Origin of the sequence: Pseudodesulfovibrio profundus (assembly GCF_900217235.1) — a bacterium.
Lineage (GTDB): Bacteria > Desulfobacterota > Desulfovibrionia > Desulfovibrionales > Desulfovibrionaceae > Pseudodesulfovibrio > Pseudodesulfovibrio profundus.
The window spans coordinates 525,365-543,439 of record NZ_LT907975.1; the positions used below are offsets into that span (position 1 = coordinate 525,365).

12 protein-coding genes are annotated in these 18,075 nt (G+C 56.2%); all 12 read left to right on the plus strand.

The annotated features are described in order from the left end of the window. The first annotated feature begins 9 nt into the window (after positions 1-9). The 12 genes from DPRO_RS02605 to DPRO_RS02660 all read left to right on the plus strand — a co-directional run bounded on the left by DPRO_RS02605 (position 10) and on the right by DPRO_RS02660 (position 18,068). Positions 10-531 (plus strand): DUF5049 domain-containing protein, encoded by a 522-nt coding sequence (locus tag DPRO_RS02605; RefSeq protein WP_097010669.1) that lies wholly within the window; start codon positions 10-12, stop codon positions 529-531. Continuing rightward, entirely contained in the window at positions 516-1,313 is a 798-nt protein-coding gene (locus tag DPRO_RS02610) for a glucosamine 6-phosphate synthetase (protein ID WP_097010670.1), read from the plus strand. Before DPRO_RS02605 ends, DPRO_RS02610 begins: the two co-directional genes overlap by 16 nt. Beyond that, complete coding sequence (locus DPRO_RS02615) at positions 1,310-1,849, plus strand: gamma-glutamylcyclotransferase family protein (protein WP_097010671.1); 540 nt, start codon at positions 1,310-1,312, stop codon at positions 1,847-1,849. The genes DPRO_RS02610 and DPRO_RS02615 overlap by 4 nt, the downstream gene beginning before the upstream one ends. A gap of 137 nt (positions 1,850-1,986) precedes the next feature. Further along, positions 1,987-2,190 carry a helix-turn-helix domain-containing protein gene (locus DPRO_RS02620; RefSeq protein WP_011927933.1) on the plus strand — a complete coding sequence of 68 codons (204 nt, stop codon included), beginning with the start codon at positions 1,987-1,989 and terminating at the stop codon, positions 2,188-2,190. Positions 2,191-2,199: 9 nt separating this feature from the next. Beyond that, positions 2,200-2,715, plus strand: a complete 516-nt coding sequence (brxF, locus tag DPRO_RS02625; protein ID WP_097010672.1) for a BREX-3 system P-loop-containing protein BrxF — start codon at positions 2,200-2,202, stop codon at positions 2,713-2,715. Next, a complete protein-coding gene (locus tag DPRO_RS02630) occupies positions 2,712-6,443 on the plus strand; it encodes a DUF6079 family protein (protein ID WP_097010673.1) in 3,732 nt (1,243 codons plus the stop codon). The genes brxF and DPRO_RS02630 overlap by 4 nt, the downstream gene beginning before the upstream one ends. Positions 6,444-6,533: 90 nt before the next feature. Further along, positions 6,534-9,185: a DNA methyltransferase gene (locus DPRO_RS02635; RefSeq protein ID WP_173806728.1), complete on the plus strand. Its 2,652-nt coding sequence runs from the start codon at positions 6,534-6,536 to the stop codon at positions 9,183-9,185. A gap of 23 nt (positions 9,186-9,208) precedes the next feature. Beyond that, the gene (locus tag DPRO_RS02640; protein ID WP_097010675.1) at positions 9,209-10,939 is read left to right on the plus strand and encodes an McrB family protein; all 1,731 of its coding nucleotides are present in this window, start codon (positions 9,209-9,211) and stop codon (positions 10,937-10,939) included. Continuing rightward, entirely contained in the window at positions 10,936-12,300 is a 1,365-nt protein-coding gene (locus tag DPRO_RS02645; RefSeq protein ID WP_157917346.1) for a 5-methylcytosine restriction system specificity protein McrC, read from the plus strand. Before DPRO_RS02640 ends, DPRO_RS02645 begins: the two co-directional genes overlap by 4 nt. A gap of 1 nt (position 12,301) precedes the next feature. Further along, the gene (locus DPRO_RS02650) at positions 12,302-15,247 is read left to right on the plus strand and encodes a DEAD/DEAH box helicase (RefSeq protein ID WP_097010677.1); all 2,946 of its coding nucleotides are present in this window, start codon (positions 12,302-12,304) and stop codon (positions 15,245-15,247) included. Next, positions 15,244-17,313, plus strand: coding sequence for a BREX-3 system phosphatase PglZ (pglZ, locus tag DPRO_RS02655; RefSeq protein ID WP_097010678.1), 2,070 nt, complete (start codon positions 15,244-15,246; stop codon positions 17,311-17,313). Before DPRO_RS02650 ends, pglZ begins: the two co-directional genes overlap by 4 nt. Next, on the plus strand, positions 17,313-18,068 hold the full coding sequence (locus DPRO_RS02660) for a hypothetical protein (protein WP_011927925.1): 756 nt from the start codon (positions 17,313-17,315) through the stop codon (positions 18,066-18,068). Before pglZ ends, DPRO_RS02660 begins: the two co-directional genes overlap by 1 nt. Positions 18,069-18,075: the final 7 nt, after the last annotated feature.

Sequence of the window (18,075 nt, forward strand, 5' to 3'; positions counted from 1 at the left end):
AGGTGCCCCATGAAGATTCTGATCCGCTCCACCACGCTGGACGGCGAACCGATCCCCGGTAGCGGGGAAACCATCCAGGCCGCCGACTGCCTCGAAGTTGTCGAGCTGATGCGCGGCCAGACGCCGTTTACCGCCAGCCGTGCGCCCCGGGACTACATGACCGAGGTGCTCTCCGGCATCGAAGGCGGGCCGACCCAGCCGTTGCCAGAGGAGGACGCCGCTGCGGCCGCCGAGTTTCTCACCCGTCTGGCCCGGCACGGCCTGATCGAGTTTCTTCCCGACGACAAGGCCAGCGATCCCTGGCCGGAACGCTTCCTCGAAGCCCTGGAGACGGTGCGGCTCTCCGGGCGCACCAACATGCTCGACTACCCGGAGGTGATCCGCCTGACCGCCGAGATGGGCTACCCGGAGGTGGCCGAGTGGCTGGCGGACCACCGGCGTGAATACGCGGCCTTCGTCCTCGGAGGGACGAGACCGCTCGGCAAGAACTTCGGCGGCAAGGAGGACCCGGCTCCATGTGCGGACAAGTAGGCATCATCTTCGGCCGCAAGCGCAGACGGCCCGACGAGCGGGAGTACCTGCGCGAGCTCTTCATCCGCATGCTGCTGCACAGCGAGGAGCGCGGACCGCACGCCTCCGGTCTGGCCTGGCTCAAGACCGACGGCAGCCACCGCATCTTCAAGCGGCCGATGCGGGCTCACGAGCTGGTCTACGAGAAGCCTTTCCAGGAATTGCTCGGGCAGGTCGACAACGAGACCACCATCCTCATGGGGCACACCCGCTGGCGCACCCGGGGCAACGAATTCAATAACCGCAACAACCATCCCATCCGGGCCGGGATCGTCATCGGCACCCACAACGGCACCATCTACAACGCCGACTATCTGTTCCGTCGCCTCGGGCTGCCGCGCTACGCCGAGGTGGACAGCGAGCTGATCTTCCGTCTGGCCGACCGCTTCGCGCCCGAAGGCCCAATCGACCAGGAGGGGCTAAAGAAGGCGCTCGCCCTCTGTCGCGGCCAGATGAGCGCCGTTCTGGCCTCGCGGCTCGACCCCGGCACCATCACCGTGCTCAAGGGCAACAAGCCGCTTTGCCTGCGCATCCACCGCCAGCACCGGGTGGTGCTTTACGCCTCGGAGGCCGCCTTCATCGACTTTGCCGTGGATAAGGAAAAGGGCTGGCGCGAACTGGAAGTGCCGCCCATGACCATGCTCACCATCCGCCACGAGGATGTGCGGGCCATCGAAAACAGCGAATTCCGCTTCATACCCCAGGAGCGCAAAGGAACACTGCCCGAAGGAGTGAATGCATGAACATTGGAGACACCGCGAAGCTGAACACAAACCCGGAAGACACTCCCGAGACCATCCTCCGGCTCTTCGTCTACGGCACACTGAAACGGGGCTACTGGAACCATCAACGCTTCTGCGCCCACGGCCAAAGCATCGAACCGGCCGTGGTTTGGGGCAGGCTCTACCATCTCAACGCCGGTTTCCCGGCGCTCGAAGTGCCAGAGGGCCTGATCCTGGGCCGGGGCACCGCCGATCCACTGGCCGACACCCGCAGACAGCAGGAGATCGGCACGCCGCGCTTCGGCCGCCCAACCGGCGACTGGGATCTGATCCATGGGGAACTGGTGACCTTCACCGACCCGCAACGCGACCTGCCGCCCATCGACCGGCTGGAAGGATTCCGGCCCGGCGGGCACAGCATGTACCAGCGGGTGATGGTGGCGGCTGCCAGGGGCTCAATCGCCTGTGCGGTATGGACTTACACCATGTATGCGCCTCAGAACGGTCACCGGGTCACCAACGACAATCAGGCCGTTTTTTGGAAAAGTCGGCACTAATCGGCACAAAACGCTTGATTTTGGCAATCCGCCAATGTAATTTGTGGGGGTTAATTTGCGGCACTGTGTCCGGATTTCGGGTTTCCCGGAGACCTTCGGGCTTTTACCGAAAACATGATGAACGAAGGACGAAGGCTATGGATGAGAGATGGCTGACGGTCGATGACATTTGCAAATACCTGAATGTAAGCAACGAGACGGTCTACAAGTGGATCGAACAACGGGCTATGCCCGGTCATCGCGTCGGCCGTCGCTGGATGTTCAAACAAGACGAAGTGGATGAATGGGTCCGCTCCGGCGGTGCGGCTGACAAATCCGATAAGCCGGACACCGAGCAATAAGGAGCGACCATGGCCGAGCCGATTCACGACAAGATAAAACGATCCCTCCAGGCAGCCGAAGGGCTGTATCACCGCCTGGTATTGCTGGTGGGTGAGACCGGTTCCGGTAAGACCAGCGTTCTTCGGGATATTGCCGAAGAGTTCGGCTCATCCGTCGTTAACGTCAATCTGGCGCTTTCAGGCGAACTGCTTGAGCTGACAGCCAAGCAGCGGTCACTGCGGCTGCCGGGCATCCTCGATCAGATCGCTGACCAGACGCAGTCACCGGTGGTGCTGGATAATCTCGAGATCCTTTTCGACAAGGATCTCCGGCAGGACCCCTTACGCCTGCTGCAGTCCATTTCGAGAAACCGGGCCGTGGTGGCTTCGTGGAACGGAATCATGAATTCCGGGAGGCTTTTGTACGCCGAAACCGGCCATCCCGAGTACCGCAGCTATGACTCGGTCGATGCGCTGATTGTGGGCATGGATGGCACGGCCACGGTCGATTCGGCAAAAAACAATAGAGAGGCAGGACAAGCATGAAATACGGAGACCTTATCCAATTCGACCCGATTGAGTCGGTCGTTCAGTTGCGTGACGCGGACAAATCCAGCGCCGCGCACACACTCGTGAACACCTATGTCATTTCCGAGGAAATGGCCGAACGGCTCACGCAGCTTGTCATTCCTCAGATGCAGTTCGATCAGCCGGTCGACAACAAGGGCCTGCTGGTTGTCGGTAACTACGGCACCGGTAAGTCGCACTTGATGTCGGTGGTCTCCAGTCTTGCCGCAGACGCCTCCCTGCTGGAAGGGCTGAACCACGCCGGTGTCCGCGATGCGGCCTCTCAGATCGCCGGTCGGTTCAAGGTCATCCGTACCGAGATCGGAGCCACCACCATGTCCCTGCGCGACATCCTGGTGGCCGAACTGGAAGAGCATCTCGAAAAACTCGGCGTGGAGTATGTGTTCCCCGAGGCGGGCACCATCACCAGTCACAAACGGGCCTTCGAGGACATGATGGCCAAGTTCGGCGAGGTCTTCCCTGAACACGGCCTGCTGCTGGTGGTCGACGAGCTGCTCGACTACCTGCGCACCCGCAAGGATCAGGAGCTGATCCTCGACCTCAACTTCCTCCGCGAGGTCGGCGAGGTCTGCAAGGATCTGCGCTTCCGCTTCATGGCCGGTGTCCAGGAAGCCATTTTCGACAGCCCGCGCTTCGCCTTTGTCGCCGACAGCATCCGCCGGGTGAAGGACCGCTTCGAGCAGATCCTCATTGCCCGCAGCGACGTCAAATTCGTTGTGGCCGAGCGCCTGCTCAAGAAAACCACCGAGCAACAGGCCAAGATCCGCGACTATCTGATGCCCTTTGCCAAATACTATGGCGGCCTCAACGAGCGGATGGATGAGTTCGTCCGGCTCTTTCCGGTGCATCCCGATTACATCGACACATTCGAACGCGTCACCGTGGTGGAAAAGCGCGAGGTGCTCAAGACACTGTCCATGGGCATGAAAGGCATCCTCGGCAAGGATGTGCCGCAGGACGAACCCGGCCTGATCGCCTTCGACAGCTACTGGAACACGCTCAAGCAGAACGCCTCGTTCCGCGCCATTCCCGAGATTCGGGCGGTCATCGATTGCAGCCAGGTGCTGGAATCCCGCATCGAAAACGCCATCACCCGGAAACAATACAAGCCGATGGCACTGCGCCTGATCCATGCGCTGTCCGTCCATCGCCTCACCACCGGCGACATCTATGCCCCCATGGGCGCGTCCGCCGAGGAACTGCGCGACCGCCTCTGCCTGTTCGACCCGCTGATCGCCGAACTGGGCAGCGACGAACCCGACAAGGACCTGCAGACCCATGTGGAAACGGTCCTGCGGGAGATCCACAAAACGGTCAGCGGCCAGTTCATTTCCTTTAATGCCGACAACCGCCAGTTCTATCTCGACCTGAAGAAGACCGACGACTTCGACGCCCTGATCGACAAGCGGGCCGAAAGCCTGGGCCAGGCTCAACTCGACCGCTTCTATTACGAGGCGCTCAAGCGGGTCATGGAGTGCCAGGACGCCACCTACGTGACCGGCTATAAGATCTGGCAGCACGAACTGGTCTGGCAGGAACACAAGGCCGCCCGTACTGGCTACCTCTTTTTCGGCGCTCCCAACGAGCGCTCCACCGCCGTGCCGCAGCGGGAATTCTACCTCTACTTCATCCAGCCCAACGACCCGCCGCGCTTCAAGGACGACAAGGTCAACGACGAGGTCTTCTTCCGCCTGAAAGGCACCGACGAGGAATTCCAGACCGCGCTGAAGAGCTACGCGGCAGCCCTGGATCTTGCAGCTACCTCATCGGGCCACGCCAAGGCCACCTATGAATCGAAGGCCAACGGCTTCCTGAAGAAGCTGGTCCAGTGGCTGCAGAAGCACATGAGCGACGCCTTCGAGGTCACTTATCAGGGCCGCGCCAAGTCCATGACAGAATGGGCCAAGGGCAAATCCATCCGCGATCTGTCCGGTCTGTCGCCCCACGAGACTATCAATTTCCGTGACCTGGTGAACACCATTGCCGGTGTCTGCCTGGCACCGAACTTCGAGAACCAGGCCCCGGACTACCCGTTCTTCTCGGTCCTGATCACCGGCAACAACCGCGCCCAGGCCGCGCAGGACGCCCTGCGGGCCATCGCCGGGCAGAACCGCACCAAGCAGGCAACCGCCGTGCTGGACGCCCTGGAGCTGCTCGACGGCGAGAAGATCGACCCCTACAAGTCGAAGTACACCAAGTTCATCCTCGATGCCGTCAAGGCCAAGGGCCACGGCCAGGTGGTCAACCGCAGCGAGATCATCCAGGACGACCATGGGCTGGAATACATGAACCCGGGCGGTTCGCGCCTGGAACCCGAATGGGTGAGTGTCCTGGTGGCTGCCCTGGTCTACTCCGGCGACATTGTGCTCTCCATCCCGGGCAAGAAATTCGACGCCACCGGGCTGCAGCAGCTTGCCGCGACCGGCATGGACGAACTGGTCCGCTTCAAGCACCTGGAGCAGCCCAAGGAATGGAACCTGCCCGCGCTCAAAGCGCTGTTCGAACTGCTCGGCATGACGCCGGGCATGGCCCAGCTCGTCACCCAGGGCAAGGACGAGCCAGTGCAGAACCTGCAGCAGGCAGTGGGCAAGATCGTCAAGCGCATCGTCATGACCCAGCAGACCCTGCGCGAAGGGCTCTCCTTCTGGGGTCTGGATCTGCTCGCGGGCACCGACCTGGCCAGCCAGGCCAGTGGGCTGGACGAGGCCAAGGGCTTCTTTGAATCGCTCCAGGCCTACTCCTCGCCAGGTAAGCTGAAAAACTTCCGCTACAGCGCTCCCGAGGTGCTGGCCCACGAAAAGGCCGTGAAGGCGCTCGATGAGCTGGATGCCCTGCGCGAGTTCATCATGGACCACAGCCCGACGGCGTCCTGGCTCTCCACCGCCGAGGCGGTGCTGACCGCCGAGCATGACTGGGTGGATCGCATGAAGACCACCCGGCAGGATGTGCTCGATGCCCTCAAGCAGGCCGACCTGACCGAGCTGGCCAGCCAGTCTCAGAGCATCGGGGCCAAGCTGCAAAAGCTGAAGAAGGATTACACCGTCGCCTACATCGGCCTGCACGCCAAGGCCCGGCTGGGGGTGAACGACGACAAGCGCAAGGCGGGCCTGCTCAATGACCAGCGGCTGCAAACCCTGCTCAAGCTGGCCGGTATCGACCTGATGCCCCGGCAGCAGCTCACCGATTACCAGAACCGCCTGGCCGGACTGAAAAGCTGCTTCGCCCTGACCGAGCAAAACCTCGACGCCTCGCCCATTTGCCCGCATTGCGGGTTCCGGCCTTCGGTAGAAACCGGCACGGCGGCAGGCTCGCAGATGATCGACCAGATGGACGCCCAGCTCGACGCCATGGTGACGGCCTGGACCTCCACCATTCTCAGCAACCTGGAGGACCCGATCACCCAGGCCAACATGGACCTGCTGAAGATCGACGACCGCGAGCCCCTGGAAGCCTTCATCAAGTCGAAAGAACTGCCGGTGCCGCTGGACAGCAACTTTGTCCACGCCCTGAAGGAAGTGCTCTCCGGTCTGGTCAAGGTCACCGTCAAGGCGCAGGAGCTGCAACAGGCCCTGCAGGTTACCGACGGCCCGGCCACCCCGGCGGAGATGAAGAAACGCTTTGAGGAGTACATCGATCAGCTCACCAAGGGCAAGGACCCGGCCAAGGTGCGGATCGTCATGGAATAAGAGTGACTAAGTGAGTGACCAACTCCGCCGAGCTTGGTCACCCATGAAGTGACCAAGCTGAGAAACAAGACGCCAAAAAGGAATATGAAGATGAAAGAAACCAGTTTGTTTGACTCGCTGTTTGAAGAGCCGCAGAAGCCCTCCGGCCCGGTGACCTGTCTCGGCATGACCTTCGAGAACGACGAGGTTCGCCGCGCCCACTTTACCGAGGAGCTGCGCAAGAAGTTGCAGGACCCGGAGTTTCGCAAGATCGAAGGCTTTCCCATTGGCAGCGACGAGGACATCCTGAACCTCAGCGATCCGCCGTATTACACCGCTTGTCCTAATCCGTGGATTGGGGAATTTTTGTCGATATATGGAGATCCTTCCTCAACGGAAGTAGTTTCGGAACCATATTCGGGCGATCTTGCCGCGACAGGTCGGCATCCTGTTTATTCATTTCATCCTTATCATACCAAAGTGCCTCCAGAGATTATCAAGGAGTTGATTACCTACTACACCTCCCCAGGTGATTTGGTACTGGACATTTTCTGTGGGACTGGAATGACGGGCGTAGCCGCCAGAGAGTGCGGAAGAAATGTTATTGTCAACGATCTTTCACCAATAGCGACATTTATCTCTAGCGTTAATACGTCTAGTTTCGACAAACACTTATTCAAAAAAGAAATTGAGAATTTAATAAGGCAGTCCGAGAAAAAATTTAGCTGGGTGTATGAAACTGAAGATGCCGGAAGGCGTACAAGTGTTAACTATTACGTATGGACGGATGTGTTTAATTGCCCTGAGTGTGTTCATGAATTTCCGTTTTTCCCGCACGGCGTTATTCACCATGGCAACAAGGTCCAGACTAAAAAGCAATTTGAGTGTCCATCATGTGGCGCTGAACTAAACGTAAGGAAAGTTGAACGGGTACTTACAACTGATGGAAAGAAAAAATCTCTTGCTTGGGTAAATGCTGCGTCTGGAAGAAATCGGATTAACCGAGAGCCAAACGATTTCGATCGAGATGTTGTGCGCAAAGTGATATCTGCCCTACAAGATACACCTTTGTGGATTCCATCTGATGAAATAGACCCAGCTGGATACTCAGCAAAGCTCGCTCAGTTAGGCGACAAAGCAATTACAGACGTTAGCAAGTTTCTATCAGAAAGAAACCGATTGGTCTTTGCCGACCTGTGGCAACGTATGGCAGAAATCAACGACGCGTCCATACGCAATGCTATTAGATCGTGCTTAACGTCAATTTTCACTGTCATATCAGAGCGTCAAGGATATTTCGGTGGCGGTGGAGGCATGTCAGGAAACCTGTATATGCCAATCGTTCGAATGGAAAAAAATATCTACGACTCTCTCAGAAGAAAGATAAAAAAATTCATTGATGCCGAAAGTGAAAAGCCACGAAACCATGAAGGCCATCTTGTAACAACGCAGTCAGCCACGAAGCTCGATCAGATTGTAGATCAGAGCATTGATTACATCTATACCGATCCTCCTTTTGGTGCAAACATCATATACAGCGAAATGAACTTGATTCTCGAGGGATGGTTAAAGGTAAGATCTAACAATTCACCAGAAGCAGTAATCGATGAAACAAAGCATAAGGAGTTTGAAGATTACGGCCGGTTAATGCTTCGAGCGTTTAAAGAGTGTTACAGAGTATTAAGGCCAGGAAAATGGCTCACTGTAGAGTTTCACAACACGCAAGCTTCGGTCTGGAACCTAATACAAAATGCGATATCTGAAGCAGGTTTCGTGGTTGCTCAGGTATGCAAGCTTGATAAAGGATCTACAACAATACTTGCCGATATAAGGCCGGGGGCTGTTGTCCAGGATTTGATTATCTCCGCCTACAAGCCTTCAACTCAATTCCTTGAGAAATTCAACGCATCTGCCTCAGAAGAGAGCGGTGTTTGGGAGTTTGTTCGTAACTATCTTTCTCATCTCCCAACTTTCAAGAAGGTAGGGAGTGATGTTGCGTATCTCACCGAAAGGGACTCCAGAATATTGTTCGATCAAATGGTGGCCTACTATGTTAGGAATGGATATCCCGTACCTATTTCTAATCAAGAATTCCAGCTCGGTATTAGACAGAGGTTTGCTGAGCGTGATGGGATGTTTTTTCTTCCCGAACAAGCTGCAGAGTATGACAAAAAACGCTTAACCGTTGAACGGTTGATTCAAGGTACTCTGTTTGTTTCTGATGAATCTTCGGCAATTGAATGGTTGAGAAGCCTTCTCCGTGATAAACCGCAGACCTTCCAGGATCTCCACCCACAGTTTTTGAGGGAAATTGGTGGGTGGAGCAAGAATGAGAAAGCTCTTGAACTGTCTACGTTGCTAGAGCAGAACTTCTTGCGATTCGAAGGGCGTGGTGAAGTTCCGAGCCAAATTCACAGTTATCTGTCGACTAACTGGCCGGAGTTCCGCAACCGCCCCAAAGATGATTCAGGGCTCATTGCGAAAGCTCGTGATCGCTGGTACGTGCCCGATCCAAATAAGGCTGGTGATCTCGAAAAATTACGCGAAAGGGCGTTGCTGAAGGAGTTCGAGGAATATAAAGGTGCCAAGAAGAATCTCAAAGTTTTCCGGCTGGAAGCTGTTCGAGCCGGTTTCAAGAAGGCCTGGCAAGAGAGAGATTACACTGTAATCGTAGCAGTGGCTGAAAAGATTCCCAACAACGTCCTGGAAGAAGATCCCAAGCTGCTCATGTGGTATGACCAAGCAATAACTCGAATCTCTTAAGCTCTGTACGACAGGAGGAACGTGTGCTCAAAATTAAATACATTGTATTCAAACGTCTTGGGAAAACCGACCTCGACGTCTTGCAGAATGCTGAAGAGAATACAGGCCATACATATATTTCTATTGGGAAAAACAAAAGATGGCTTGATGACCTTGCTAATGATGAATTGGTTTGGAGTGCAGAAGGTCAAAGCGAATATGCATCAATTCAACTTGAACCTGTGAATAGTGATCCAGATTTAGTGGCACAGGAATTGAGTTTCAGAATTCAGCATGGACAACGAGAAGGGGAAGCTAGATTCAACAACCAGAGGACACATCCTGTTATAGCTTGGTCCAAACCTGTCAGGGAAGATCGGCCAGACGAAAATAGCGCTTATATTGTGCTAATTCGAGATCAAGAGGACAAGTACCACGCTCGGTTTATTCGCTCTTTAGATCATCTTCCGACAGAGTTGAGAGTAAAAATAGAAGGGAAGGCGTATGGGGCTATAGATCTGAGAGATGAAGGTGGAATTATTCTGAAGAATCCGACCATATCCCGCATAATTGAAGCATTGAAAACGACTCATAATGTAATTCTGTACGGGCCTCCAGGAACAGGAAAAACTTGGCTGATGAAATCGGTACAGAAATGTTTTGAGCAAGGGATAGCGCCAGTTCTTTTTGCCGAAGATGATCTCAACCACCCTTTCCAATCTGCCCCTATGCAATCTTTTCCAGAGGGCCAAGTTGTTAAGAAATCGCTCTTTGTCACTTTCCACCAAAGCATGTCATACGAGTCCTTTGTTGCTGGACTAAGACCCGATATCGATCCAACGAGCGGCTCTATCACTTATAAGGTTAAAAAAGGACCTTTCATAGAACTGGCTGAAAATGCCGCCGGACACGAGGCGGCATCTCTCCTGTTAATTGATGAGATCAATAGAGGAAACACTGCGGAAATTTTTGGGGAACTTATTACCGTCCTAGAGGTGGATAAGCGCAAGGCAGCGGATGGAACACAAACGGATTTGACTGTAGAGGTTATGTTGCCCTATCCACCGGAAAACGGACCAGTTACCCAAGATGGTATTTTCGTAATGCCGTTCCATTTTTACACCTTGGCATCTATGAATTCTGTGGATCGTTCTGTTGCCCCTTTGGACAGTGCTCTGCGGCGGCGTTTCCAAATCATAGAGATAGGCCCGGACATAGAACTGTTAAAACTTCAGGTTCAAATCGTTAAAGGCTTCCTCAATGTTGGAGAGCATGATGAGTGGAACAGAATTTCCTTCCTTGCCTGCAAGTTGCTAGAAAAAATTAACCGGAACATAGCTGTTTTTCGAGGCACCGATTTTCGCCTGGGACATGCTTATTTCTGGAAGGTGTTCGCTCCTGAAACCGGCACCGTAAAGTCCAGGAAACAAGCATTGATAGCAGCATTCCGCGAAAAGGTTATTCCCCAACTTAAGGAGATGTTCCGAGATCAGCAGGAGCTATTGAAGACAATTCTAGGAGGAGAAGCCAACGAGAAGAGACTTTTTGTTTTTGATTCTGGGGCCGACATCATAGTCGGTGACCTTCTTGTGGAGCCGACCGGGTGGCTGCATGTAAAAGATGAGCAAACAACTGATGAATGGCTGGAAATAATGCAGGTTATAGCAGGAATTGGTGCGGAAGGATGGCCGCAAGAAGATGAGCAGGTAGCTGAAGATGTTGAAGAGGTAGAAGGTGAAATTGCGGCTGAAAATAATGTTCAGGAGAATCCTTGAATAACCATAGCTCAGTTTCAACAATGGAGTGCAAAGAGAATCATTGGTACTCTCTTCCTCCAGAACTGCGGGACGATGGGATACAGCTTTTGGAAAAAGCTGTATCTGTCTGCAACAGACGCCTCGTATCCACTAATGCTCTATCGGAAAAGCTTCCTATTCAATTAGATCCCTATCGGAGGCAGATCCGGTTTAGTGGTATTTCAGGATTTTTGAGCCTCGGCCCAGTCTTTGTCACCATTCGCCCAAAATTCATGGGCGAGAATCATTGGGTTTCTCGACTAAGCAATGCTTTAGTATTGAGTGGCGGACCAGGTAGGATGGTAATTCTTCCGGGTACGTTGTCTGCAGCGTGGCTAACCTCGCGCTTCGTAGACCCGTTTGCTCGCCTTTTCGCCCAATCACTTCTGAAGGCCCTTGAAAGCCATCCTCTGTTGGCTTACCACAGAATTAAGAGAGAACTATCTTTTGTCCGTGGCAGGATTCTTTTACATAAGCAACTAATCAAATCACCAACTCGCCAGCACAAGGTTTCATGTTCGTTTTCTGAATTTACTAATAATAATGAATACATTCATCTGTTAAGGTGGGCGGTAATCGAATTCCAGCGATTAGCGCGTGCTCGCGAAACTCAGCTTGCTTTAAAAGCTGCTCTAGATCGGCTACCGCAAGTAGAAAGTAGTGATTCTTTCAGGTTCCCCACGCTCAGACCATTACCACCAGGGATGTCAATATACCGTGAACCTTTCGAATTGGCGCAGGAACTTTTAAGAGCACGCCGTCGTTCAGTATCAACTACAAGATCTGACAAAAGAATATGCGGTGTGATCGCCATAATGCATGAATGCTATGAGGCGATGGTGTCATATCTTTACAGGCGGATTTCTTCTCGAATTGGCATAAAAACACAGGCGCAAAGCACCTGGGAGTTCGTGAAGCGTTCCGGGCCTGGATTGGGTTATAGGAGCAGGTATGTTAGGCCGGATGATATTTTGTACTGCTCTGAAAGTATGCGCCCTATCTTAGTTTCCGATTCAAAATATGTCGGGCGCATAGGCACAGAAGCACAAACCAAGAAGCACAAATTGGACGCGGGCAATTTTTATCAGGTGGTTTGCTCTTGTATGTCCGCTGGGACTCGTGCTGGATTGATAGTGCAGCCATTTACAGAAGACTTAGATGAGAAAGTGCCTCAGTTCGAACGATGGGAGACCAGTGTCGGTTTTCAGAAGGGAGTCATTTCTATTGGCGTTCTTCGCCTTGATTTCAGAGTGCTGAATTCACCTAATGGGCTTAGATTGCTTGAGCAGCAGCTTGAGACGGGGGTAAGGAATATGTCGGTACTACCTGAAGGAATCTAGCATGGATCTTTCCACTGATAATTTTAGTGTAGTTGCAGAGGTGCGAGGAACTAGCTCCATATGGCAATACAGCACCGTTCATAACAGCGCCTGCAAGGTCATCGAAGAACAGACCTTGTGGGGGCAGACGGTGTGCCGTGTCTGGTTGCCGAACCAGGACGCGGTGGTGCGCGTGCCCCGCTCCGCCTTGCGGCCGCTGAGTGCCGACCTGCGACCGGAGATCGAGGCCGGACGCATTGCCTATGTGGCCGCCGCAGCCAAGGTGGCCGAGGTGCTCGAAGGTTCCACCAGCGCCACCGAAGGCCATGTATTGCTGGCTCCCATGGAGTCCAACGTCATTCCACTGCCGCACCAGATCCACGCCTTGTCACGGGCCATCTCCGGCGACCGCGTGCGCTACCTGCTGGCCGACGAGGTGGGCCTCGGTAAGACCATCGAGGCCGGTCTGGTCATGCGCGAGCTCAAGCTGCGCGGGCTGGTTCGGCGAATTCTGGTCGTCTCTCCCAAAGGCATCGCCACCCAGTGGGTGGCGGAAATGCAGACGCACTTCAACGAGCAGTTCCAGCTCGTGCTGGGAGACGACATCGGCACCTTGCAGCGCCTGGCTACAGGCGCGGACCACCGGAACTCAGCCTGGTCGATGTTCGATCAGGTCATCGTCTCCCTGGATTCGGTCAAGCCCATGGACAAACGGCGCGGTTGGACCGCCGAGCGCGTTGCCGAATACAACCGCAGCCGGTTCGAAGATCTGATCACCGCTGGTTGGGATCTGGTGGTGGTGGACGAAGCGCACCGCTTGGGCGGCAGCACCGATCAGGTCGCCCGCTACAAGCTCGGCAAGGGGCTGGCGGAGGCCGCGCCCTATGTGCTGCTCCTTTCGGCGACTCCCCACCAGGGGAAGACCGATGCCTTCCATCGCCTGATGAACCTACTGGATGACGACGCCTTCCCGGACATGGACAGCGTCTCCCGCGAGCGGGTGGCCCCGTATGTCATCCGTACCGAGAAGCGCAAGGCCATCGATGCCGACGGCAAGCCGCTCTTCAAACCCCGGCGGACGCAGATGGCCCCGGTGGCCTGGGAGAGCCGTCATCACCTGCAGCAGCTCCTCTACGAGGCAGTGACCGACTATGTGCGCGAGGGCTACAACCAGGCCCTGCGCGAGAAGAAGCGCCATATCGGCTTTTTGATGATCCTGATGCAGCGTCTGGTGGTCTCCAGCACCCGGGCGATCCGCACCACGCTGGAACGGCGACTCGCCGCACTCAAGGAAGGCGAACAGCAGGCCAGCCTGCGGCTGGCGGAGCTGGAAAACGGTACGGAGGGATCGGAAAGCCCAGACGATGAAATGGCCGAACTCTACGACATGGACGGCCAGGAGCTGCTCGATGAGCTGCTGAAATCTCATGTGTCGGCTCTGCAGAGCGAAGGCAGCCATGTAGAGACCCTGCTCGATGCGGCGGTTCGCTGTGAACAGGCTGGTCCGGACGCCAAGGCCGAGGCGTTGATCGAGTGGGTCTACGAACTGCAAGCCGAGGAAAACGAACCGGACCTTAAGGTGTTGATCTTCACCGAGTTCGTGCCGACCCAGCAGATGCTGAAAGAGTTTCTGGAAGCCCGTGGCATCTCGGTCGTCACCCTGAACGGCTCCATGGATATGGAGGAACGTAAGCAGGTCCAGGATGCCTTCCGCAAATCGCATCGCGTGCTGGTTTCCACCGACGCGGGTGGTGAGGGCCTGAACCTGCAGTTTGCCCATGTCATCATCAACTACGACATCCCCTGGAATCCGATGCGGCTGGAACAGCGGATCGGCCGTGTGGACCGTATCGGCCAGCCCAAGAAGGTGCGGGCAATCAACTTCGTGTTTGAGGACTCGGTCGAGTTCCGGGTCCGCGAAGTGCTGGAGCAGAAGCTTTCAGTAATCTTCGACGAGTTCGGCATCGACAAGACTGGCGACGTACTCGACTCCGCCCAAGCCGGTGAGCTGTTCGAGGATGTGTTCGCCTCGGCCATCCTCAATCCTGACGGGATCGAAACCTCCGTCGATCAAACGGTGGCTCGGCTTCGCGATGAGATTCAGCAGGTGCGCGAGGCCTCCGCCATTTATGGCATCTCCGAGGAGCCGGATGTGCAGGCGGCTGAGCGTCTGCGTTCCCATCCGCTGCCTCACTGGGTGGAGCGGATGACGGTGGGCTACCTCAACTCGCACGGCGGTGTGGCCAGCCGTAAACGTTCCTGGTGGGACCTGAATTGGCCGGACGGCCAGGAGCATCGCAAAGCCGTGTTCAACGCCCGGGAAGCGGATCGTCTGACCGATGCAACCCTGCTCAATCTTGAAAACAGTCGTGTCCGTGGGCTGGCCTTGAACCTGCCGCAGATCGCGGCTGGCCAGCCATTGCCTTGTGTAAGCGTGAGCGGGTTGCCAGCCAGCATCTCCGGACTCTGGGGACTCTTTGAGATCCGCCTTCAGGCCGGGATGCACCAGAAGACACAACTCCTGCGCATTCCCATGGTGCGGCGGGGCTATGTCAGTGTGTTCGTAAGCGAGGAAGGTAAACTGTTTCTGCCCACGGCCCGGCATATCTGGGATGCGCTGCAGACAGCGGAAGCCCAGGTGCAGGCCACCCTCGGCCAGGACGAATCCATCATCGCCCATGAGCGGTTGCAGGAAGCGGCAGAGCAAGCCGGACAGGAGCTGTTCGACGCATTACAGCAGGCGCATCTCGCCTCTGTGGCTCGCGAGGAGGAACGCGGCATCGTTTCCTTTGCCTCGCGCCGCAAGGCCATCGAGCGGGTTGGATTGCCGGAGGTACGGCAATTCAGGTTGTCCCGTTGCGATGCGGACGAATCCGAGTGGCGGCATGAACTGCAATCGGCAAGGCAGATCGTGCCGGAAATCCGGCCGCTGCTGATGCTGCGGATCATCAAGGGAGGCGCTCAATGAGTAGTTGGCGAGACGCCATCCTGAACGATTTTGTACCGAACGTCAGCAAGCTGACCCTGGTCGCAGACCCGGATTGCCTGCTGACCGAGGAAAAGCTGGCCTTGGAACTTCGCGGGCGCGGCTTCGACCTGATCGAGTTCAGTGACCCGGTCGAATTCAGATACGCCTATGAGTCCAAGTACCGTTCGATCTGGGACCGGGGTGAGCACACCGATCTGGTGGTGGTCCTTCGCTTGCAGAATGCGGAGCTGGAGTCCCTGCCATACGATCTGCTCCAGGCGGGCCGGAAGCTGTCGTTCAACCTGGGGGAGCTCTTTCCCAATCTGAGCTACCCGGTCATCGAGAAACTCGACCGGAGCCTGCTGGACGCGCTATTCGAGGCCCAGCGCAAGTCACCGCCGGATCGCATGGGCGACAACGCCACCAAGGATTTCATTCTCCGCCATGTGTTCGGCATTGCGGCGGAGCTGATCGCCAACGAGGTGGAGCTGCTTCGCGCCTTGCTGCGCCTGCACTACGGCAAGCTCCAAATTCCGCTGATGCTGGCCGAGCGGCTCATCCAGGTTCTGAAAGGCCATGATGGGTTCAAAGCCTGGCCGCTTTCCGAGATCGTTCCGGACGATGAGGCCTTCTTCGCCTTTTTACAGGAACGCTGGCCGCTCTTTCTTTCCCGGCTGGGTAGCGCCAATCAGGTGCGAGAGGATTCTCCGGACCAATGGGCAGGACAGCCTATTGGGACATCGCGAAGCGATGCCCTTGTGGTGCGAACCAGGGATGGTGAGCATCAATACGGCCTCAAGTATCCCGGCCCTGACCGCTTGCCGTTCGACCATCAGGACATCAAGGTCTACATCGACAACCTGTTCCTGGAGGGGAAACTCACCCCGGTCGAAGCCACAGATATTGAAGTGGATGCCGGGTCCTGGGTCCGTAGCGGTATCGCCACCTCCGGCACGGACAATGACGCGCTTCGGATTTCCCGCCTGTTTGACCTGGTCGAAAAGGAGCTGCCCTCTGCGGAAGCGCGTTACTCGGACTGGACCGCCTTTGCATTGAAATGGGCCGAACTTTCTTCGCTGGTTCACTGCGGCAACAGCACCGAGTATCAGACCCGGCTCAAGGAAATCGGCGATGCACTGAACTCGACCTTCGCCGGTTGGCTGGCGGACCACTACTCCAGTCTGATCAACCTGCCGCCGACCAATCCAGCCATGCTGCACCATGTGCCGCGCCGCCTGGCAAGGGACATCGAGGACTCCGGTAGCAGCCGTGCCGCGCTAATCGTAGTTGATGGCCTGGCCTTGGACCAGTGGGTGACCATTCGCCAGCTTCTGCAAAAGCAAGATGCCAATCTTGTCATGCGGGAATCCGCGACCTTCGCCTGGATTCCGACGCTGACCTCGGTATCGCGGCAGTCGATCTTCTCGGGCAAACCGCCGCTCTATTTCCCGTCATCCATTAACTCGACCAACAGCGAAGAGAAGCTCTGGAAGCAGTTCTGGGAAGGCCATGGTCTGTCTCGGCTTGATGTCGCCTACCAACGCGGCCTTGGCGACGGTGATGCTGCGGGCGTCCTCGACTCCGCAATCCACCCCGGGAAGACCAAGGTGGTGGGGCTGGTCGTGGATAAAGTGGACAAAATCATGCACGGCATGCAACTCGGTTCGGCCGGGATGCACAACCAGATCAAGCAATGGTGCCATGCAGGATTTCTTTCCGCGATGGTCTGCCAACTGCTGGATTACGGCTATGAGGTCTGGCTGACGGCCGATCACGGCAATATCCAATGCGACGGTAAAGGCCGTCCATCTGAAGGTGTGATTGCCGAAACTCGCGGCGAGCGGGTTCGTGTCTATCCCACGCCGGAACTTCGCGCTCAGGTTGCTGGGGCCTTCCCGTTTGCCCACGAGTGGCAGCCGGTCGGGTTGCCCGCAGATTATTTCCCCCTGGTGGCCGGTGGCCGCGACGCATTCGTGAACCCGGGAGATGCCATCGTAGGTCACGGCGGTGTAGCCATCGAAGAAGTCATCGTGCCCCTTGTGAAGTTTGAAAGGAGAACACGGTGATGGGAAAAAGACACGAAGCCATCGGCATCAAGCAGGCGATTCGTTTCGAGTGGATGCAGAAAGCAGCCAATCTGCTGCTGGCAGGACTCGACGCCAAAACCATCCGCCAGGAGCTGCACGAGTTCCTCGCGGACAGAAAAGGCAACGGCTCAGAGGGCGAGCGAAGCGATCAGACCCGGACCTTCGTGGTCAACAACCTGATGAAGATCTGGGTCTCTCCTGACCCCGAGCTGATTCCATTCCGGGATGCCTCGCTGGCGTTTCTGCGGGAAAACCCGTCCATGGCCCTAGCGGTCCACTGGGGGATGATCTCGGCGGTCTATCCGTTCTGGTTCAACGTGGCACGCCAGACCGGCCGTTTGCTGGCCTTGCAGGATCAGGTGACCCAGACCCAGATCATCAACCGCCTCAAGGAACAGTACGGCGACCGGCAAACCGTGAGCCGCTATGCGAGATTTGTCATCCGTTCCTTTGTCGCCTGGGGAGCCCTGAAGGATTCCGAGGCCAAAGGCTGCTATGAGAAAGCCGCCCCCGTGAGCATTGCCGAGCCAAACCTGGCCATCTTGATGTTCGAATCCGCACTCCTGGCCACCCCGGAGGCCAAGGGCGCATTGGGGCTGCTCCTGAACAACCCGGCATTCTTCCCATTTCAGCTCCCCGTGATGACCGGTGATTTTGTATCCCAACGCAGCGACCGGATCGACGTGGTTCGCTATGGACTGGACGATGAGCTGTTGAAATTGAAGGGCAACTAAATCAGGG